Raw genomic sequence first — 19,738 nt, 5'->3', positions numbered from 1 at the left:
TCCCCCGGTGAGCAAAGATGTCATCCTCCAAGTCAATGCTCTGTTCACGGCCACAGCATCGCGTGTCGCAGCGAAGAGTAATAGCGGTGTACGGGACCTGGATCTTGCTGCCTGATCAAGGCTGATGGGCTCGTTTTCAAGAACGCCTAGACGCCAGAACGCCACTCGATCACATCGCCACATATACCAACATTTCAGTGAGCACGTCGGAGGCATACGACAGACTCTGATCATGGCTCGAAAACCTCCACTCCCTGCATACCTCTCCCCCGATCAGGTGATCGCGTTGCAAGACGCTCTGCTGTCGAACGCGGACCGGCTGCTCCGAGGTGCGCTGACAATGCTGGATCATGCAGATCTGTCGCTCGCTCGATCGCTCGCGATCCTTGGCATGGAGGAGTCCGGAAAGGCAATCGCACTGCATGAGCGGCGCGTAGGGATCCAGTACGCACCAGAGGGCGAGGCATTTGTGGATCAGTGCCTCTTGGATTTGTGGGCGCAGCACACACTTAAGCTCGAGACGGTGCATAGCTTCTTAGTGCAGGAGCAATACTGGTTCGGCGTCGAGCCTGCAGATCCTGAGGAGAACGAGCAGATCCTCGGGACCATCGACGCCTGGAAGCGCGACCACAATACTTTGAAACAGCGCGGGTTCTACATCGATGTCAATCCCGAGGGAGATCCGGTCACACCTGAGGAGGTCGCCGATGCCGAGGCCGTGCGAGCCGTGATCGGTCACGTTCATCAGATCGGGTGGCAGTTGCGTCTCGGCGAGCACATCGAAGGCAAGAGTCAACGCGAGCGCGCAGAGGACATACCTCCGTCGAGTGAAGAAGAAATAGAAGAGATGCGCCATGCATTTCGTAGCGTTGACCCAGTGATCCGCGACGGAATTATCGAGTCAATGCGCCGTGGCGAGACTGGCGAACCGATCCGGAATGCAAGCTATGCATTCCGCGCGCCGAGCAGCCCGTTCGAAAATGTCGGAAGACCTGGATATGAAGCGCAGGACCGCGAGCTTCGGGCACTTTGGGAAGAGGGCAACAGCGCACAAGAAGACGTCAGCAACTCGAATGAGTGAAGCTGCGGGGTCGAATGCGATGTCAGGTAGACGACTGCACTGACTCACTCCCGGCTGCGGCCTTCAACGATCTCCATGACAGCTGCCAGCGCATGGTCATCTGTGAGCCACTGCACCGGACTGAGCCCGTCCAGCGCTTCGTCCGGCTCCGTCATGAGGTCATGCACTGAGACCGGGTGGTAGCTGCGAGGCAGCGCCCGGACAATCTCTTGCAGTCCTGGGAGGAGTCCCGACGCCGTGAATTGCCACGACGGGAACCAGATGTTGTCTCCTGACACAGATGCAAAAGAGTACAGCGCACCCTCAGTTGCAGCACGACGCACAGCGTCGTGCTCGAGGTTGAGGAATACTGCGACCTGGCTGGCGTCCCACGAGTCGGCGACGGCCTGCAGGTGAGCTGCTGCGCGGCTTTGCACGAGCTCTGCGTCGCCTTCTCGAAGCGCCTCATCCGAGAGCTCAGCTGCCGTCATACCGGCGTACTTGATGAGAAAGTCATGGTCAGCGCGGTCGCCTTCGGTTGTCATAGTGACGACGCTATGCGGTGTTGGGGGCACCAGACAAGGATTCTGCGGGTCCGCCACCGTTTATCACCCATCGGTGAGCTAGATTCCTGGCGGGTGCGCCACCGGCATGCGTCCCCTCAGGGGACACTTAGCGCCACCGCTTATCACCGCTGTACAGACGTCAAGGGCAGAGCCTGACCATATTCCGCAGAAACATGCGGGGCTTGCAGGTCATGTCAGCGAGGTTCGTGGGTCAAGCGCCACCGTTTATCACCCTGTTGCGTAGCAGCCGGGCTGTGGAGCGCCACCGTTTATCACCAGTCAGATTAAAGAGCACTACTGCTAGGTTTCCAAGCCACCACTGGCTTGCTGGGTTGGTTCGCCATCCCGTAGCTGCACTGCCGCCACCGGCAAGTGTCCCCTGAGGGGACACTTAGCGCCACCGCTTATCACCGCTGTACAGACGTCAAGGGCAGAGCCTGACCATATTCCGCAGAAACATGCGGGGCTTGCAGGTCATGTCAGCGAGGTTCGTGGGTCAAGCGCCACCGTTTATCACCCTGTTGCGTAGCAGCCGGGCTGTGGAGCGCCACCGTTTATCACCAGTCAGATTAAAGAGCACTACTGCTAGGTTTCCAAGCCACCACTGGCTTGCTGGGTTGGTTCGCCATCCCGTAGCTGCACTGCCGCCACCGGCAAGTGCCCACTAGGGGACAAAAAGCGCCACCGCCTATCACCGCCGTGCAGACGTCAAGGGCAGGTCAGGGCAGATTGGGCAGATGCTAGTAGATAGCCGACCGTGCCGGCGCGAGTCTCGGTCAGGCTGGTAATGGCAGGTCAGCGTGGTGGAGTTGGGCACTCGGAGGGAAGCTGCGTCGTGAGCAGGTGTGCCCGATGGTGATGCTGAGCCCGTGGGGCCACCCTGGAGCACCGCGTCGTGAGCAAGTGGGTGCATGCACGTCAGGAAGCGAATGAGGCTGGCAACGGAGGGTCCTGTGGCTGCACCCCTGGTGCTCTACGTCAGTAAAGGGGAGATGTAGCGAGGTTTGTAGCATGATGTAGCACGGTCAAAAAGGTTGCTACAAAATGCGCTCCGGCCTTCGCCCTGTCAGAACAAGGGAAATTTGTAGCTTGTAGCACTGGAGCACTCTTTTTTATAAACCCATAGGGGGGTGAAAAGGGAAAACGCAGTCTCTGCTACTACCTGCCCTATACATTTCCCTATATATGACTCCCGGTTCAAAAAAGGGTGCTACATCCGCTACACGTCATGAAATCATCATCTAGCCGCGGAATTACGAGGTTTTTGACATGCATCACGCCACCAAAAAGCGCGCTACATGTGCGACTCACAGCCCAACAGCCCACTTCCTGACGCACTTACAGCCAGCATGACGTGTACTTACATCACGCGCCCGGCGACGCCTTCAGGCCTGCGATCTACTGATCTATGTCGCCAATGGCTGACTGGGCCTGTTCGTACTCAGCCGGGCCACTGCTCTGTACGAAGATCATCTGCCAGCTCATCGCGAACCTCACGATCAGCAATTTCTTGCTCCAGGTTTTCGACGTTCAACGCCAGCTCGGTGACCTCGTCCTGCATCGCTGCAAGCTTGACTTTCGCCAGAGCTAGTTCGGTGCGCTGCCTCCGCAATGCTCGGTCGATGCTGGTGGCACTATCCAGAAGCGCCTCAAGCTCAGTGTCGAGAATCTGCGCAATACCCACAGCCTCGTCGAGCTTTACGCCACGCTCACCACGCTCAATGCGGGCGACCGCTGAGGCGTCGAGCTTGATGTCGTAGTGCACGCTGAGCTTCTGTGCGAGCTCAGCTTGGCTCATGTCTATGCGAACTCGTTCCTCGCGCAGACGCCGCGCAAATACCTGAGCTGGTGAATTCAACATGGTGACCCCTGACGGTAGTACTAGGTGATTATCGCCAACCCTATCGCGTGACTTGTAAGAATCACCTGTGACCTGTAGACTGTATGTATGACCTCAAAGGTCGTCCCGCCGCACAGTGGTAGCAAGCTGGCGATAGCGGGTGACAGGACGTATGCAGTGCCGTGAGCTGAAATGCCCCGGCGTCTTGTACACGGGCGGCAGTCCGGTACTCGCAAATATGTGCAGCTTCAGGGTTGAGATACCCCGGAGCCTTGTATACGGGCGGCAGCCCGGTACTCGCGTAGAAGTGTAGCTCCCCGGTTGAGACACCCCGGAGCCTTGATCCCGATGTGAATTTGCGCCATCGAGATCTCGCGTAGAGCAATCGCGCTCCGTCACCACTCTCACGAGGTATTCCGATGACTACTGCAGTCGCCACCACCCCTGCCGTCGATCTCGACGCACTTGACATGAACGAGCTGCTAAGCCCCCGCAAGGTCGCTGACGAGCTCGGTTACATCTCTCACGCCACGGTGCTTGTCCGTATCCACGAGGGCCTGCTCCCTGCGCTGCGCGTGGGCACGCACTTCAAGGTTCGTCGCAGTGATATGCACCTGCTGGCCAGGCCAGTCAAGGCATCGGCCGTCCAGTTCGACGCATTAGTCAAAGACATCGTCGACACCCTCCCCAAGCTCAACGCTGAGCAGAAAGGTGAGCTGGGTCGCCTCTTGGCCCCCGCCGCCTGACAAAAAAGAGAAGCCCCGGCGAACCGGGACTTCTCAATTGTTCAAATTCTTCAGCCTGCGAGTTAGAGCTCGTTACCAGGCTTACTTATAGGAGACTTCTGTGTCTACTTTACCCGATAATGACACTCATTACCAGTTGCCGTTCGACCTCAGCCCTGCGCAGAAAGCGCAGTTGCTCGTAGCTCACTCCCCAGTTCAGACCGAGCAGGCTGTGCCTGCTGTTTCTGCACCAGTCGACGTAGCTGTACCTAAATCCACTGGCAAGCGCGTCCGCACCGATCAAGCTATCCAGTCTCTGTCGATGGAACTGCTGGATTACTTCAGCATGCAGGAGACCTCTGATCCAGCACCGCAGAACCTGATCACGACGTATGTCACTGAGGAGTACCTGAAGCACATCGTCGCGACGAATGTTCCTGAGCCTCGGCGCGTGGAACGTCAGCTCCTGACGCTGATCAACGAGATGACACGTAACGAAAACCAGAAGATGCCCAAGGGCGAGACTCGTTACGCACTGGCTCGACACCTGAATTACTGGCAGCTGGCGCAGATTCTTCTGACGCTCAACCACGTGATCCGGATCGCGCCTAACGCCAAAGACACAGATCGTGAATACGACCTGCTGGCCATGTACCGAGCGACAGGCAGCATGCAGGGCACGTACACCACCAGCGAAGATGACATTCGTATGGCGGCTCGGGCGTACCACGCCCAGCGCACCCTCAACGACTTCAAGGAAGTCCTCGCGGTACTCAAGGAAGACTCGCCTCGGATGCACCAGTGCGAAGAGCGCGATCTGATCGCCGTCAATAATGGTGTCTTCTTCTACGGTAACCACGACACTGATCTCAAGATTGACGGGAAAGCCTTCAGCTTCAAGGCGAAGAGCTTGCACCCCTTTGATCCGACGCTGGTCTTCGTATCCAAGAGCCGTGTGAACTACGTCGCAGCTGCCGTCAAGCCGGTCATCACGCACCCCAAGGACGGCACCGTTTGGGACGTCGAGAGTTGGGTCGAGGAGTTCTACTTCACCGAGGGCGACGACGATTTCAATCTCAAGAACGACGGTATGGCTGCTCTGATCTGGGAGACCATCGGAGCGATCGTGCGGCCGCATGTGCGCTGGGGTAAGACCGCTTGGTTCTACTCAGAATCCGGCAACAACGGCAAGGGCACCCTGTGCGCCTTGATGCGTAACATTGTCGGGTCTGGGTCACACACCTCTATCCCGCTGTCAGATTTCGGCAAGGAATTTGCGCTGGAGCCTTTGGTGCGAGCCAGTGCTGTGATCGTCGATGAGAACGACGTCGGAACGTTTATCGACAAGGCCGCAAACCTCAAAGCCATCGTTACCAACGACGTCATCCAGATCAACCGTAAGTACCGCATGCCCATCGCTTTCCAGTTCTGGGGCTTCATGGTGCAGTGCCTCAACGAGTTCCCGCTGGTCAAGGACAAGTCAGAGAGCTTCTACCGCCGACAGCTCTTTGTGCCGTTTACCAAGTGCTTCACAGGTGCTGAGCGCAAGTACATCAAGGACGACTACCTGGAGCGACGCGACGTGCTCGAGCACGTGCTCTGGTACGCGCTGCACGTTGCTGGCTCACGCACACCGGGCGAGTACTACGAGCTGGCTGAGCCGCTGGCGACCAAGGTCGCGCTCTCGGAGTACAAGGAAACCAACGACCCTGTGAGGGCGTTCTGGATGGAGTTCCGCGACAAGTTCGTGTGGGATCTGGTGCCGTTCACCTTCCTCTACGACCTTTACAAGGCGTGGTTTGTAGAGGTATCTCCCTCGGGTTCACCGATTAGTGCTCAGCGCTTCATCAAGGATCTCTTGCCGATCATCCAGACCGACGATGGGTGGCACTGCCCGGACAAATCCAAGGCTGTCCGACCGGGGCTCCGGATGAAAGATCCCGAGCTGCTCATCGTTCGTCACGAGCTGAAGAACTGGTTCAACCCGCTCGAGAAGAACAACAAGAACCCGGACCAGGCTCGTTTGGCCAGCCCATCGATTGCTGCGAACTACCGGGGAATCCAGCGCATGACCCAAGCGATGGTCAACGCCACTACTGCAACCGCTGTTCCATCCTCTGCCGACGCCGACAACTAACCAACCCAAGGAGAAACCCATGAACATCAACCCCACTCCCCTGACAGCCGGCCTGCGTCGCTGGGCCGAGGGGTCACTGCCTCTGAGTGCTGCAGTGCAGGTCCTGAGCACTACGTTGAACGGCCGTCTGCTCAGCGGCCCGTGGATTCGCTCTGATGACCAAGGCCATTACTGGTTCGACGCTGATCTTGCTGCCGAAGAAGGCGGCTATCTCTCTGGCGGAGAAACTCGTGTGTTGAGGATTGCAACCTCCTTAGCCTCCAGCAGCCATCCTGTCGACCTCGCTGAGGTCATGACCAGCCTTGACGACAAAACGGTGCTTCTGGTGCTCCAGGCACTGGCAGTGGCTGGCGGGATCACGCTGAGCATGTCTTTCGTCTAGCTATTCTTAGCACCATCTTGCCTATGTTTTGTAGACCATCTACAATTAAAGTATACAAAGTAGCTAATTTCTTCACTGATTTAGCCAAAGATAACCATTGGCTGCCACTGAGCAGCAGGGACGAGTAACGAAATGACTAAGACACAGCAGCGATTCACTGTTGATAGCGAGGATGTGCTGGTCACGGGCTGGCTCGAAGCACAAAAGAACTTGAGCATGTCGATTCATGTTCTGATCAACGACTACGTGAAGCGCTTTGGCAGCACCGACGCATTCACCGCGGTCATGTCTCGTGGCCTTGATCCCGAGGCCGTGCAGCACAGCAGCCAGGTTGAGGCTGTGGAGGCGCAAGTTGTGGCTCCGGCGAAGCCAGCTCCAGCTAAAAAGACCTCGAAGCCTGCTGAGCCCGTGCTGGATGAAGACACTTCCAAGTCAGCACCGGCTAAAGAGAGCACCGAGAGTGCTCCGCCAGCTGATTTCCCTTTCAGTCGCTGACCTAGCACTGACCATTTCAAGCAAAAAGGATCTAGATCATGACTGTAAATATCATCGCCGGAGCTGACATCGGCAACGGATACACCAAGGCTGTACTGAAGGACGTCACGTCAGAGCGCACTGATGAAGTGGACATGCCCTCACTGGTACGCATCGTGACTCACGACAAGCAGAACCCGACGCCTGACAGCGAGGTTGCAACTGTCTTCAATTCAGATGTGTCTTTCTACAACCGTTTGGACGCCCGCTTCGAGACGCCTCTTGTCTCAGATCAGCACCGACGTCTCTTTGGCACGTCCGCCCTTGACTCCAAGGGAGCCATCGAGGAGTTCGACACCGTCAGCGGTGCGTCGAAGGCGCAGCAGCAGCTCTCCAAGGTGCTGGTCTTGGGCACCATCGCCGCCAAGGCGCTGAAGGATTACGTCTCGGCTGAGGGGATTCTCCCCACTGACGAGCTGGATGTGAGCGCCACGGTAGCGCTGGCACTGCCCGTTCATGAGTACCTGCGTCACCGCGGTACTTATGCCGACGAGCTGCTCGCACATGAGCAGGCACACACCGTAATCATCGAGAACTTCGAGACCAAGGTACGGGTGAATATCACGTTCGCTGAGGTCATCGTGAATGCCGAGGGCGCATCAGCACAGTCAGCGATCGCTGCTCACGGCGAGTCCCTGATCCAGTACATGCTCGATGAGGCCCGCACCCACAACGACGCACATGCGACGGCTTTGGTGGGCATCGAAGCCTCAGATATTGCTGAGGCCAAGGGCGCTATCGGCATCGACATCGGTGACGGAACGACTGGTTTTATCGCCACACAGGGCACTGACGCGGTGTTCAACGACAACGCCTCACGCAGCTTTGACCGCGGCTACGGCTCGGTGCTGCAGGACGCTTTGGATGCCATGACATCGGCCGGCGAAGGGACGGCTTTCTCCTCACGGAAGCACCTTGCTGAGTACCTTTTGGCTACCCCGAACCGGCTGGATAAGCAGCGTCACGCACACGTCAAGGGTTACGTCGACACCGAAGTAAAGCTCTTCGTTTCAGAGGTTGCAAAGCACCTCGCGGAGTCGCTGCGCACAGCGTCGTCGGCGCAGGTTTTGTACGTCTACGGTGGCGGCTCCGGTGCCATCCGCGAACACCTTTACCCTGTCCTGCAGGAGACGATCTCGCGTACCAAGCCCGGCAGTTTCGTACCGGTGATGTACCTCGATGCAGGGTTCTCTCGGAACCTGAATCGTGAGGGATTGTTCATCGCCGCGAAGGACGCTGCGGCGAAGTAGCCGCTGTCTTCTGGAGCCCCTGGATCTGTTGGATCTAGGGGCTTCTGCATAGGCAGACAGCCTGCCCGCCACATCCACACAGGCGGCTAGATGCCACCTGCAACAACAACAGATAGGAACTCAATCATGAGCAACTCAGAACAGTCACCTTTGGCCACGATTTCCAATAGCGACCCGGGCCGCCTGGTGCATCATTGGGGCCCCTTTTCGTACTACGAGGGGTTCAACTCCGTTGACATCGTTCGCAACGGTGGAGAGGACGCAGGTAGCACTCGGATCTCTCTGACGGGCGACGGCTTCGTCGAGATCGTCACCTCATCGGGTCGCAAGCTGTACGTCAACGAGGCAGGTGCCGTCACCGTTTGGCGGAAGCAGTCGGAGGGAGAAATCTGCATCGATACCGATGATTCGGTCACTTTCGAATCTGGAGATGGCACCACTGACACGGTCATCAACCCCGACGGCAGTATCGAGCTGCGTGAGCAGGATGCTGACCTGATTCTCCTGAGCCTCCCGCTGAAAACCAAGGGTCTTCAGCTCGACTGGATCTGGCTTCAGGCCGAACACGGAGTCGAGGTCGCTGTAAAGCAGTTGATGGACAGAGCGAACATCTCTGAACGGGTCGCGACCCGACGGATGCGGCAGGCACGCAAGTACGGACCCGAATCGTTTGAAGCACCCATCTGGGGCCCAGAGCGGGCTCAGGCTTCCTAGCTCAGCAGTGGCAGCCAGGCGGGCCGCACAGCGCGTGTAGCCCGCCTCGTTCGCTCCCGCTACCGACTCTTTCGGTGCACCTTTCGCTCCCGCTTCAGGTGGCACCGAGAAGCCCACGACCTTTTCGCTCCCGCTACGGGTCGAGGGCAAACAACAACAAGACGTGCAGCACGCACGACACCTCACCAGAGAGAGAGTGACCACGATGAGCAAGCTCAGCATCGACGAAGAGATGAAACTGGCCAAGAAGGCCCACAGCGAGAAGATGCGCAAGCTCAAGCAGAAGCAGGCTGACGAGGAGAAGCGCATCACTGACAGGGTGCTGGAAATCCTGCAGGGCGACGAGTATGAGGCGCTCTACAAGCAGCTGTACAAGCAGTCGTTCCAGGAGCTGCAGGCCCAGCGCTTGGAACGCAGCCGTAAGGCGAAAGAAAGCCGTGATGGCGGCTCTATTGCCAGCGTCATTCCTATTGTCGAGGAGGCTCTCGACGAAGCTGAGTCGCAGTACTGATGGCGTAGGTGTCGGTGCGTAGATCGAACCCCGGTTGCAGATGCAGCCGGGGTTTTGTCATGCCCAGCCACACAGCGGTAGCGACGATGGCTGGCATGTGCTGGCGCAGCACTGTTGCACATGTACCCTCCGCTCCCGCTTCGTGGGATGCACTGGGGTGCAATGCATGGTGCAGCGCCAGCGTCGCCCGTAGCAACGCGAAGGGTTGTCTTCCCCCGGGTATCGGGCCGGAGTCTATGAAGCGGAGCGAAATAGACGTGAGGCCTGATCGAGAGTGATGGTGGCCGGCGCAGCCGGTAAGTTGCGCAGCAACTGTATACACCATCACTACTCGTCAGGTTTGTTACCGGGCGATACAATGGGTGCAGGTGCGGAGCATCAAAGACATCGCACGGTGTGGTGGTCGTAAGACAGTGAAGGGGAATTGCCATGGCGACGAAGGAGCAGCAGGGCATCCCCAAGCTGACGGAGAGCACCGTTAGTCCTGGCGCAGCCAGGGTTGGCGCAGCCGTGGTCGATGAGGCGAAGCCGAAGAGGTCTACTACGTACCCGATCAGTGGACGCGTAGCGGTCGCTGAGCTGGTGTTGATCGATGAAGCAGCGAAGCGTCGTGAGATGAAGCGATCTGATTTGGTCGTTGCTGCTGTGTTGCAGTTCATCGGCAAGGGACGAGCAGGTGCACGAGCAGTTCGTGTTGATGTTCCTGATGAGGTGCGCCGAGAGGTTCGAGCTACGCAGAAGTCCCTCGAGCAAAACACTGTTGCGCTCAACCGTTTGGGCCACAATGTGCTGCCGCAGCTCAAGCGTTATTGGTCCGGCGAGAACGTGCACAACGGTGAAATCGTGGCTCTGCTGACGAGCATCGATCAGCAGCTGGCGACGCTTACCGCACAGGGTGATCAGAGCGCCCGAAAGCTGCGCGACGTACTCACCCGCGACTCGTGGTGATGTAGCCGTGTACAACGCTATTCAGAGCAGCGACTCGGCCAGCCGGATCATCGGGTACGTCCTCAACGAAAAGCTCGATGCCGAGGTCGACCGGTGCATGTACGCCTCAGGTATTGGCTGCGTGGCCAGCACGGCCAAGGCTGACTTTGCTGACACACGCGACAGGTTCGATCCCAACGACAAGCTGACAGTTCAGGCATACTCTGCCGTCATCAGCGCATCCAAGGAAGAGTTTGATCCTGCAGATCCAGAGCAGGTCTACCAATTCCACATGGTGTCGCAGCACGCTGCTGAGATGACTTTCCCCGGTCGTCAGATCCTGGTCGGCACTCAGATCGATGGCGAGACTGGTCTTGTCCACTCACACTGGGTGATCTCCAATGTCGCCCATGAAGATGCTGAGATGACGCACACCGTCAAGGGGAAACAGGTCACCGAAAAGGTTGTCGCCGGTAAGCCATTTAGCTCAGCCATGTCCAACGTGTTCCGCATCCGTGAGGCGACAAACGCGGTGCTGGCCGATGAGCAGTTCATGGCATCTGTCGGCTACGACAACTCTCGGCTGGGCAAGCTCATGAGCGTGCGCGCTGGCCTGGACAGCCAGGGGCTCAACTTCCTGGTCGGAGAGCACGCATATGACAACACGGCGCTTGTTCGTTCAACCCGCAGCACCAACGGGTGGTTGGGCGAGCTCAAGGCTCGGGTCGAGCACGCGAAGGCAGAAGCCACCAGCGAAGAGTCCTTCCGGGAACTGCTCACCCATGACGGCGCTGTCGTTCTCAATGAGCGTGGCAAGAACAAGACGTGGTCGTACACCTACACTGACGGCGCTGATCGCACTCACACCGCACGAGCCGGCTCCAAACGTCTGCACAGCAACGACTTCAGCCGCAACGCGATTCTGGTGGCCGCAAAGGAGAACAAGATCGCTGCCGAGACGCGACAGGTATCCCCACAGGTGTTGGCTTTTGAGGCTCAGCAGGCTGCACAGCAAGCTCGCTTCGATCAGCGTCAGGCTGCACGCGAGGCCAGCACTCAGGCCAAGATCGCAGCGAATGAGCTTGCGTCCCAGAAGCGTCTCGCCGAACGGGCAGACGTTAAAGCTGCAGCAGATGCCTTGCGGGCCAGCAAAGATGCGGAGCACCAAAAGGCTGTGCGCGCAGTTCTGGATAACCCGCCAGCACGTTTCGCACAGCTGTCTGACGCGGCGCGCATGGAGCAGCTCGATAAACTGATGATCGTCAAGGAAGAGCAAGCCGTAGGTCTGTCAAAGCGATTCCGCACTGGGCAACGTGAGGCCATGCGCAGGGCTCACGGCCTGAGCTACGACGAGGCAAAGTACCTGGACACGCTGTGGGAGGAGCAGGGCTGCCCTGGGACCGCCTCTGAGCGCCCCGCTGAGCAGTTGATCGAGGATGAGCCGGCAGAGCGCACTGAGGTCGTTAGCGAGAGTCCTGTTGCCCTTGAGCCCCAGCGAAAGCAAGCTGCACAAAACGAGGTGAATGCTGGCGGGCCGACGTTTGCGCAGCTGCTGGCTGACGTTGAAGATGCCACACCTGAAAGCGACACGTCTTGGCTCGAGAAGTTCTACCCGAGCCGTCCTCGACAGGTGCCTTCACCAGAGCCTGTGGAGCAGGAAGCTCCGGCTAAGCCCGAGGCTGTCATCGTTGAGGCAGAGGAGCCCCAGCCAGAGCATGTCGACGCACCTGTTGCGGAGTCAGAGTTGGTGGATCCAGTTGAGCTGACGCGAACGGTTGTAGCTGCGCCGGTTGAACAAGAACCAGCTGTACCTGATGCTCCGCGAGAGTCCCTGCTGCGCATGGTGCAGCGTCCCAACCAGCGTAAGCAGCGTGCCATCACGGCCATGGCTGAGTTCGAGGAACAGCATGCCTGGAGGGCACTGGCTGATGCTCAGCACTTTGATGACTCCCGTGTGCCTAGCGGCATCGGCAAGGCGTGGTTGGACGAGTTCGGTGACTATCTCGACCCTGCCGTCAACGAGCAGCTGCGGTTGCGGGTAGCTCTTCTTGAAGCACGCGATGCCGAGTACACCGCAGGTCGTGCAGTCCTGACGGAGCGTAGTGGTCTTGAGACCGCTGGCGGCTTCGTCGACAGGCATGCACCGAGGTTCAAGAAAATCGATCGAGAGCTGCGTTGCTCCAATAAGCGTCGTGAGTGGTTGGTTGCAAAGCTCACAGCAGGTGACTACGACATCAGCGACGAGGATCGCAGTGCGTATTTGAAGGCAGTCATCGACGAGAACGCAGCACAGATTGATCAGCCCAACCACGAGAGCGACCAGCAGCTCTCGGTGCAGTAGGTTCCCTGGTATTACTCTCTGGCCGTAGGAGCCCACTTACTTGCAAAGGTAGGTGGGCTCTTTTGTGTCTTGGTGGTGTTGATTCAAGCATGGTGCTTACACATTTAGGAATTACATGCAGCACCCACTTTGCATGAATAGCAAGGGTCATTTCATGGGAAGTCATGGTGTGAATAGCAAGGGTCATTGTGGGGCTTGGTGGCACTTCATTGAGCTCTAGTTGGGATTCACTGCTCAGACGCCACACGGCTCACATATGACAAGCAACTACAGCTAGCTCTCTGCTGGAACAAGCTCACCTTTGGCTGTTCCAGCCTTCTGGTGAGCAAGCTAGGCCTATGGAGCAAGGGAAATAGGAAGCACGTAATCTACCGGGGGTAGTGCCTCCATATTTCTGGTAGAATTAGAGCACCCGAAGCGCTCCTTGACCGCTTGATAGACACCATTAGGTGCTCGGGTTTCTGCATATCCGGACACCGCCTATCAGGCAGGCAACGGATATGAGCAAGGGCGGCTTCAAAGCATTTCGCGGTTCCTCCGCGGCTGCTTCCGCATACCTGCTTGAAACCGGTGCCGCACGCCTCGATGAGTACTACTCCGAAGGCGGAGAGCGTGCCATCCAGTACGGCATCATCGGTGACGCTGGTGTTGAACTGAGCACCCTGAATTCTGTTGAGTTCACTGCATGGATGGAGCACCGCGACCCGGAGACCGGCGAGCAGCGCGGTACCTTCCGTCAGCGCACCTACGTTGACAAGAACGGCGAGACCAAGCTGGGCGGTACTCCCCTGTTTCAGGAGACTCTGGTTTCCTCCTCCAAGTCGCTGTCATTAGCTGCTGCGGCTGACCCTCGTATTGCAGACGCCTTAGACGCTGCGCAGGCACGTGCCGCTCTGGCCGGCGTTGAAGCTCTCCAAGAGCATGCCGTGACCCGGATTGGCCCCAAGGGTGCCCAGTACCAAGCAAAGCTGGAACGGATGGAGTTCACCTCCGTTCAGCACCGCACTTCCCGCGCTGATGACCCGCACTGGCACCGACATGTTCAGATCACTCCGAAGGCTTTTGCCGAGGGCAAGTGGCGCTCCATTGATGGTGCAACCCTCTACCGTTTGTCCGGTCGCATGCATGCTGCCGCTGACCTGTCGATGTCGGCTGATGTGCCGTTGCGTGAAGCGATCGCTGAAGCCGGTTACACCTGGATCCCGGGTGAGGGCGGCGGCAAGATCGTCGAGTTCGAGCACCTGGTTGATGACTTCTCTTCACGACGCGATCAGGTTGCGGAAAACCGTGAAGCACTCGAGACCCGCTGGCGTGCTGAGCACGTCGGTAAAGAACCAGGCCCGAAGCAGCTGCGTGCTTGGGATCAGCTGGGTTGGTCACACCAGCGCCCGGCTAAGTCTGTCAAGGGTGACGTCACCTCACTTGATGCTGATGGTCTTGCGCAGGGTCTTGAAGATGTCGTAGGCCAGAACACTGACCACTTCGTTGCTGGCCAGAGCGCAGATCAGATCAGCCCTACCGTCATTGCTATGACGGCCCTTGACGACCTGTCGCAGAGTCATTCAGCATGGTCTGCTGCTGAGCTCAACGCAGCCATTGACCGTCGCATCGCACAGACGTACCTGCTCGGCACCGATGGTGTCCCCGAGCTACGTACCGCTGCCTTCAACGCCGCACAGGTAGAGCAGTACTCCTTCTTCGACGACGGCGTCGTGATCGAAGGCAACCGCCACTACACCTCGAAGGCTGTCATGGCCACCGAGCAAGACCTCACTGATCGACTGACTGCTCGCGCACAACAGCGCGGCTCGGATGGCACTGTATTCGCTGACCGCGGCGGCTTCACTCTCTCCGACGAGCAGGTCAAGGCCGCGCAGACCATCACGGGTAATCACGCTCTGGTGGTCATCGAGGGCGCAGCCGGAGCCGGTAAGACGACGATGCTCGACGCAGCCAACGAGCAGCTCAAAATTGATGGTCGACGCATGGTCGTCGTCTCCCCTACTAAGCGTGGCGCACTGGAGGCTGGCTCAGCAATCGGTGCCGAAGGAAACTCGGTGCACTCGATGCTGTACCGCGCTGGCGCTTCCATGCACCCGGACACTGGCAAGTGGGTCATTCCTCAGCAGTGGAAAGAACAGCCCGCTGAATTCACCATCGACGGTGACACGGTGCTGGTGGTTGACGAGTGCGGCATGCTCGACCAGGACACTGCTCGTGTGCTGCACAAGTACGTGGACGAGGCCAAGCTGGGCACCTTGGTACTCACCGGTGACACCAAGCAGCTGGCTGCTGTGGGCCGCGGCGGCTACATGGCCCGTGCTGCTGAGCTGACCACTGTTTACAGTGACCTGCAAGACGTGCGTCGCTTCCGTACAGCTGATGGCCAGATCGACACGCAGTACGCTGACGCCTCAGTTGTCCTGCGTGAACGTGAAGGCGTTGATGACTTCTACAACTTGCTGGATCAGCGCGGTCAGGTGCAGCTAGGCACCTCGGAAGAGGTCATTGATCGCGTATCTGAGACGGTCGCCCTAGAGCTGATCGCTGATGAAGAGTCGCTGGCCATCGTTTCGACAAACGCCACTGCGCAGCGTGTGAACCATGCTGTGTTCGAGCGTTTGGTTGCGGCGGGTGTCGTGGATGACAGCCGTGTCGTCTATGGCCTGGATGAGGATCCAATCGCTGTCGGCGCTCGTGTTGCTACCCGGCAGAACGATCGTGACCTCGATGTTGCCAACCGACAGACCTTCACTGTGGATCGCGTCAATCAGGATGGTCGCATCACAGTCAAGGACGAGAACGGTCGCCACCGTGAGCTGACCGCCGAGTACGTCGCCGAGAACGTGCAGCTGGCTTACGCAGTCACCGCCCACGGTGCTCAGGGTATGACCGTCGACACGGCTCACACGATTCTCAGCGACCAGATGGACGCGGCTGGGGCTTATGTAGCCCTCACCCGTGGCCGTCACGCCAACGTTTTGCACGCTGTGGCAATTGACCAGGACGATGCTCGTGAGCAGTTCTCCCAGGCTATGGCTCGCGAGAGCGCTGACACGGGACTCGAAGGCGCGCTCAAGGCATCGTTGCAGGAGCTTGACGGCTTGGATGTTCCGACGCAGCCACTGGCACCGACCCAGGCTCCTGTGGCCCGGGATCGTCAGGCCAGCGGGTTGAGCGATGAGCAGATGCGTCAGGCCGAGCTGATCGCTGTCGTTCGTGACGAGCACAGCGATGGCAGCGTTGACGTTGATTTCCAGTTGGCTTCCTACGGCCAAGCTGCGCAGGGTCAGAAGAGCCTGCGCCTGCAGGAAGCCAAGACCGGTCAGCGGTTGAGTGCAGAGCAGTACAACCAGCTGTGTGCAGCATCCAGCGGCCGTGACCTCGAGGTTGACCCTGATCCCTTGGAAGACTTCGGCAAGCGTCTCCTTTCCACTGGCGGCAACGACGTGATGGTTGAGGGCAAGCACGTCATTGCAGTCAAGGGTGACATCCAACAGCAGCAGGACGGCAACTACACCGTCGACGTCGTTTCCCTGCAGGAGTCCACAGCTCACCAACTGATCCAAAAGGACGTGCTGAGCGTCCAGCGACAGAGTGAAGACAAGGCGCACAAGCAGCCTGCACCTGCACAAACTACGCAGGCAACGACGGACACCACAGAGACCACTGACGCTGCGCCGGCTAAACCGCTGAACCCGGCGATGGCCAAGATGCAAGCCATGCGCCAGCGTCAGAACAAGCAGAACACCCGACTGCGGAAGGAGCGTGAAATGGATCAGTCACAGGTTCAAAGCCTCTAAGCACACAGTCACCACACGCAGTCGTGAACACAGAAGAAGGAGGCAGCGCTTATGGCACAGCCCAAGATCGACAAACGGGAAGTCCAGAAGATCAAGTCGTCCATGGCCAGCAACGGCGAGGCCAAGACTGCTCGGCGATTCAACGAACACTCGCCGGAATTCCAGAAGGTCACCGAGCAACGCCAGCAACGCAAAGCTCAAGCCCGCAAGGGACAGGCCGCACATTTTCAGAACAGCAGCAACACCAACCAGAAAGGCAACACCATGTCACAGCCCACCCAGAAGGCCAAGCCCGCTACCCAGACCGCGAAGGCCAAGCCCGCTGCCCAGCAGCGTGCCGCCAAGAAGCAGCCGATGACGGCAGGTCAGCAGAAGGCGGCGCAGATGAAGCAGAGTCAGAACCGCCAGAACTCGCGACTCGCTCAGGCCAAGAGCAAGAGCCAGTCGCAGACCCAGAGCATGTAGCCGTGGCCTGGCTTAGCCGTGACGGGACGGCGTTCCTGGGAGTAGGTCAGAGCAGTGTTTGCGTCGAATGTGATGAGCCGACACACCTCAGCGAAGACCATACGCAGCACGCGCCGCACTGTTCCCAGTCACTCGACACGGTTGCTACGCCGCCTCAGGCACCGAGGCGCACGACAGACCCCAACCTGTACGTGATGACTGAGAGGGGCTTTGAGCAGGCCATCGTCGTCGAGAGGCGTCGTGAACAGGCCCGCAAGAGCCGGTGATCAATTCAAGAGGTAGTAGATACAACAAGACCCCGGTGGCTATGCCATCGGGGTCTTGTTCTGTGTTGGTGCTGGTTTACTTCTTGGTCTAGTCCGCGAACATCTCGGTGTAGTCCTTCAGCTTGACCTTCATACCGGACATCCCGCGGAGCAACAGCCGGCCCTCTCCCGGGTGTCGTGGCAGGAGTTCTGATCCTTGGTACGTCTCGGTTTTGTCCGTGGAGCTGCTGCGCCGGCCGTTGGCGTCAAGGGACTCTACGCGCCGCTCACTTGGCGGTGCGGTCCATGCTGCCAACTCAAGCAGTTCCTTCTCGATGGCACCCACACCGATCAGGATCGACGGGAAGATGGCCAGCAGTGCGTCTGCTTCTTCTTTGCCGAATCGGGCGATGAACTGGGTGCTGTGCTGTGCCGCGACGTGGAACGTGAGGCCGTATGAACGCAACAGACCCACGGCTTCACGCAGCCGCTTCCAGGGCGCGATAACGGGCATCTCATCGAGCACCATCAACATCTTGGGCATCTTCCGGGCGAAGCCAGTGACCCAGTGGTTGACGATGGCCTCAATGACCGAGACAGCTGCTGCTGCGCCCGCACCGTTGGATGGTGAGACAAGGTAAAAAGTGGCTGTCGGATCTTCGAGCATGGCCGGCTTGAAAGGTGTGGAGCCTTTGCCTCCACGGATGGCGCGCTTCTTCCAGCTGGAAAGAGCGACACGGAGGTTAATGCCGACGGAGTCGCGCTGCTTCGGATCGAGATTCTTGGTCGCCTCGATGTCCAGTGCATGCACCGAGTCGCGGAGGCCGGCCCGCATGGCGGCTGTGTCCCAGCTTGGTGTGTCGAAGTCGAACTCGAAACCCCCACCGTCTTCGCCATCACCCTCGTCACCGCCAGGATTCAAGATGGCTTTGAGCACCCACGCGATGCCACCACCGTCGACCCACTCTTCGGTCTCAGGATCGGGGTAGCCAGCGCCTGCTTGAAGCAGGCAGGCCAGTACGCCGAGTGACAGTGTTGCCCAGAAGTCAGAGTCACCACCGCCCCCGCCCTTGCCGCCACTCACGCCCATAGAGCCGACCTGCACGAGCAGCGTCGCGAGGTCGTAAGCAGAGTCATCCGTGTTGCCGTCACCATCGGGCACCAGCAGTGCACACGGATCGTTGACCAGCGGCATGAGACCAGCCGGAATCTCATCGAGATCGACTTGACCGGTCAGATCCATGAGGTAGGTCGGACCACCGTCACGAGCTCGATGCTCGGCGGTCATCTCAGCGAGGTCGCCCTTGGCACTGACAGCGAAGACCGGCCCATCCCACAGCATGATCGCCGGGGCCAAGACGGTGCGGGACTTGCCGACACCAGAGCCAGCAAGAGTCAGGTTGTGGACACCACCCTGCGCGGGCTTGACGACCTTACCGTTCTCGTCAGTCTCGAAGCCTACGAATGGCGTGCGGTCATCACTGACGTAAGCCTTCTTCGGTTCAGCCATCACGGTATCCACGGCTCCAGCGAAGTCAGTCGCTGTCTGCTTGATCTTGTCGAAAATACCCATTACTTGGGTCACCTCAGTCTGGCTAGTTCGTATAAAGCTAGGATTTGTTCTCTTCTTCGAGATCTGGTGACACAGCCTTAGCTCGGCCAGCACCTGATCTCTTCTGCTTGGCCCGCTCCTTGTCCCAGCGGGACTTCATCGCGGCTTTGCCGGCTGCAGATGCCCGGCTGGTTGCCGCTTCGGCCTCAACTTCAATCCGAGAGATAACGTCCGGCTCCCCGATCGAGTCCAGACCGACCAGTATCAGCGCACGTGCCAGCAGCCCAGGGCTGATGCCCAATTCGGCGGCAGCGCGCCGAAGGCGGGTCTTATCGTCTGCAGCCATCGGGATCGTCAGCCGTGTATTCAAGTCGGCCATCACCTTGGCTCCTTAACGTTGAGATATTCGGATAATAAGATTATAGCAAAGTATACAATTTTATGCTATCTTTGAAGTACCCCGAAGCGCTCCTTGACCGCTTGATAGATATCACTGGTGTCCGGCGTACCCATTTCCCGGCACCTACTTACATCAAGCCGGGAAAGGAAATCGCATGTGGAAACTGATCTTCGGAGGGATCGTCGTCTTATTCGTGGCGGGGTTCATTTTCTTCGCAGGCTACGTCGTGGGTACGACAGTCTCCCCGTTGAACGTGCCTAGCGCAGCAGCAAACGTGGCCGGGATC

At 58.6% G+C, this 19,738-nt stretch carries 16 protein-coding genes; 12 read left to right on the top strand and 4 right to left on the bottom strand.

Features of this window, described 5'->3' with window-relative positions:
* Window positions 1–232 precede the first annotated feature (232 nt).
* Entirely contained in the window at window positions 233–1,081 is an 849-nt protein-coding gene (locus JOF28_RS01565; protein WP_209704164.1) for an AbiV family abortive infection protein, read from the top strand.
* 44 nt (window positions 1,082–1,125) lie between these two features.
* On the opposite strand, the gene JOF28_RS01560 is transcribed toward JOF28_RS01565, so the two are convergent.
* Both JOF28_RS01560 and JOF28_RS01555 read right to left on the bottom strand, forming a co-directional pair.
* Window positions 1,126–1,605, bottom strand: a complete 480-nt coding sequence (locus JOF28_RS01560; protein WP_209704163.1) for a hypothetical protein — start codon at window positions 1,603–1,605, stop codon at window positions 1,126–1,128.
* A 1,462-nt stretch (window positions 1,606–3,067) separates the two neighbouring features.
* The gene (locus JOF28_RS01555) at window positions 3,068–3,487 is read right to left on the bottom strand and encodes a helix-turn-helix transcriptional regulator (RefSeq protein ID WP_280909305.1); all 420 of its coding nucleotides are present in this window, start codon (window positions 3,485–3,487) and stop codon (window positions 3,068–3,070) included.
* A 398-nt stretch (window positions 3,488–3,885) separates the two neighbouring features.
* Here JOF28_RS01555 and JOF28_RS01550 point away from each other — a divergent pair, with 398 nt between their 5' ends.
* The 11 genes from JOF28_RS01550 (at window position 3,886) to JOF28_RS01500 (ending at window position 17,255) form a co-directional block, all read left to right on the top strand.
* The gene (locus tag JOF28_RS01550; RefSeq protein ID WP_209704161.1) at window positions 3,886–4,212 is read left to right on the top strand and encodes a MerR family transcriptional regulator; all 327 of its coding nucleotides are present in this window, start codon (window positions 3,886–3,888) and stop codon (window positions 4,210–4,212) included.
* 100 nt (window positions 4,213–4,312) lie between these two features.
* Window positions 4,313–6,328 carry a DNA primase family protein gene (locus JOF28_RS01545; RefSeq protein WP_209704160.1) on the top strand — a complete coding sequence of 672 codons (2,016 nt, stop codon included), beginning with the start codon at window positions 4,313–4,315 and terminating at the stop codon, window positions 6,326–6,328.
* Between the two features lie 19 nt (window positions 6,329–6,347).
* On the top strand, window positions 6,348–6,710 hold the full coding sequence (locus tag JOF28_RS01540; RefSeq protein ID WP_209704159.1) for a hypothetical protein: 363 nt from the start codon (window positions 6,348–6,350) through the stop codon (window positions 6,708–6,710).
* Between the two features lie 132 nt (window positions 6,711–6,842).
* Window positions 6,843–7,205: a hypothetical protein gene (locus JOF28_RS01535; RefSeq protein WP_209704158.1), complete on the top strand. Its 363-nt coding sequence runs from the start codon at window positions 6,843–6,845 to the stop codon at window positions 7,203–7,205.
* A 38-nt stretch (window positions 7,206–7,243) separates the two neighbouring features.
* On the top strand, window positions 7,244–8,494 hold the full coding sequence (locus JOF28_RS01530; protein ID WP_209704157.1) for a ParM/StbA family protein: 1,251 nt from the start codon (window positions 7,244–7,246) through the stop codon (window positions 8,492–8,494).
* Between the two features lie 126 nt (window positions 8,495–8,620).
* Window positions 8,621–9,208 carry a hypothetical protein gene (locus JOF28_RS01525; protein ID WP_209704156.1) on the top strand — a complete coding sequence of 196 codons (588 nt, stop codon included), beginning with the start codon at window positions 8,621–8,623 and terminating at the stop codon, window positions 9,206–9,208.
* Window positions 9,209–9,413: 205 nt separating this feature from the next.
* Window positions 9,414–9,719 (top strand): hypothetical protein, encoded by a 306-nt coding sequence (locus tag JOF28_RS01520; protein ID WP_209704155.1) that lies wholly within the window; start codon window positions 9,414–9,416, stop codon window positions 9,717–9,719.
* Between the two features lie 429 nt (window positions 9,720–10,148).
* Window positions 10,149–10,667: a hypothetical protein gene (locus JOF28_RS01515; RefSeq protein ID WP_209704154.1), complete on the top strand. Its 519-nt coding sequence runs from the start codon at window positions 10,149–10,151 to the stop codon at window positions 10,665–10,667.
* A gap of 7 nt (window positions 10,668–10,674) precedes the next feature.
* A complete protein-coding gene (locus JOF28_RS01510) occupies window positions 10,675–12,987 on the top strand; it encodes a relaxase/mobilization nuclease domain-containing protein (protein WP_209704153.1) in 2,313 nt (770 codons plus the stop codon).
* A 500-nt stretch (window positions 12,988–13,487) separates the two neighbouring features.
* Window positions 13,488–16,790 (top strand): MobF family relaxase, encoded by a 3,303-nt coding sequence (gene mobF, locus JOF28_RS01505; protein ID WP_209704152.1) that lies wholly within the window; start codon window positions 13,488–13,490, stop codon window positions 16,788–16,790.
* A gap of 51 nt (window positions 16,791–16,841) precedes the next feature.
* The gene (locus JOF28_RS01500; protein WP_209704151.1) at window positions 16,842–17,255 is read left to right on the top strand and encodes a hypothetical protein; all 414 of its coding nucleotides are present in this window, start codon (window positions 16,842–16,844) and stop codon (window positions 17,253–17,255) included.
* A 354-nt stretch (window positions 17,256–17,609) separates the two neighbouring features.
* Here JOF28_RS01500 and JOF28_RS01495 read toward each other — a convergent pair whose 3' ends face one another.
* Together JOF28_RS01495 and JOF28_RS01490 are read right to left on the bottom strand one after the other, a co-directional pair.
* Window positions 17,610–19,073, bottom strand: coding sequence for a type IV secretory system conjugative DNA transfer family protein (locus tag JOF28_RS01495; RefSeq protein ID WP_209704150.1), 1,464 nt, complete (start codon window positions 19,071–19,073; stop codon window positions 17,610–17,612).
* 37 nt (window positions 19,074–19,110) lie between these two features.
* Window positions 19,111–19,431: a hypothetical protein gene (locus tag JOF28_RS01490; RefSeq protein WP_209704149.1), complete on the bottom strand. Its 321-nt coding sequence runs from the start codon at window positions 19,429–19,431 to the stop codon at window positions 19,111–19,113.
* Window positions 19,432–19,738: the final 307 nt, after the last annotated feature.

This window comes from Leucobacter exalbidus, assembly GCF_017834145.1.
GTDB classification, from domain to species: Bacteria; Actinomycetota; Actinomycetes; order Actinomycetales; family Microbacteriaceae; genus Leucobacter; species Leucobacter exalbidus.
The sequence above is the reverse complement of the archived record's forward strand: the minus strand, read 5'-3'. Positions and strand labels throughout refer to the sequence as shown.

What these genes read in the sequence shown, in the direction of transcription:
- JOF28_RS01555 (WP_280909305.1), bottom strand. Translation starts at nt 3,487, where the DNA reads ATGTTGAATTCACCAGCTCAGGTATTTGCGCGGCGTCTGCGCGAGGAA.
- mobF (WP_209704152.1), top strand. Translation starts at nt 13,488, where the DNA reads ATGAGCAAGGGCGGCTTCAAAGCATTTCGCGGTTCCTCCGCGGCTGCT.
- JOF28_RS01540 (WP_209704159.1), top strand. Translation starts at nt 6,348, where the DNA reads ATGAACATCAACCCCACTCCCCTGACAGCCGGCCTGCGTCGCTGGGCC.
- JOF28_RS01525 (WP_209704156.1), top strand. Translation starts at nt 8,621, where the DNA reads ATGAGCAACTCAGAACAGTCACCTTTGGCCACGATTTCCAATAGCGAC.
- JOF28_RS01490 (WP_209704149.1), bottom strand. Translation starts at nt 19,431, where the DNA reads ATGGCCGACTTGAATACACGGCTGACGATCCCGATGGCTGCAGACGAT.
- JOF28_RS01500 (WP_209704151.1), top strand. Translation starts at nt 16,842, where the DNA reads ATGGCACAGCCCAAGATCGACAAACGGGAAGTCCAGAAGATCAAGTCG.
- JOF28_RS01560 (WP_209704163.1), bottom strand. Translation starts at nt 1,605, where the DNA reads ATGACAACCGAAGGCGACCGCGCTGACCATGACTTTCTCATCAAGTAC.
- JOF28_RS01515 (WP_209704154.1), top strand. Translation starts at nt 10,149, where the DNA reads ATGGCGACGAAGGAGCAGCAGGGCATCCCCAAGCTGACGGAGAGCACC.
- JOF28_RS01530 (WP_209704157.1), top strand. Translation starts at nt 7,244, where the DNA reads ATGACTGTAAATATCATCGCCGGAGCTGACATCGGCAACGGATACACC.
- JOF28_RS01550 (WP_209704161.1), top strand. Translation starts at nt 3,886, where the DNA reads ATGACTACTGCAGTCGCCACCACCCCTGCCGTCGATCTCGACGCACTT.
- JOF28_RS01495 (WP_209704150.1), bottom strand. Translation starts at nt 19,073, where the DNA reads ATGGGTATTTTCGACAAGATCAAGCAGACAGCGACTGACTTCGCTGGA.
- JOF28_RS01565 (WP_209704164.1), top strand. Translation starts at nt 233, where the DNA reads ATGGCTCGAAAACCTCCACTCCCTGCATACCTCTCCCCCGATCAGGTG.
- JOF28_RS01535 (WP_209704158.1), top strand. Translation starts at nt 6,843, where the DNA reads ATGACTAAGACACAGCAGCGATTCACTGTTGATAGCGAGGATGTGCTG.
- JOF28_RS01520 (WP_209704155.1), top strand. Translation starts at nt 9,414, where the DNA reads ATGAGCAAGCTCAGCATCGACGAAGAGATGAAACTGGCCAAGAAGGCC.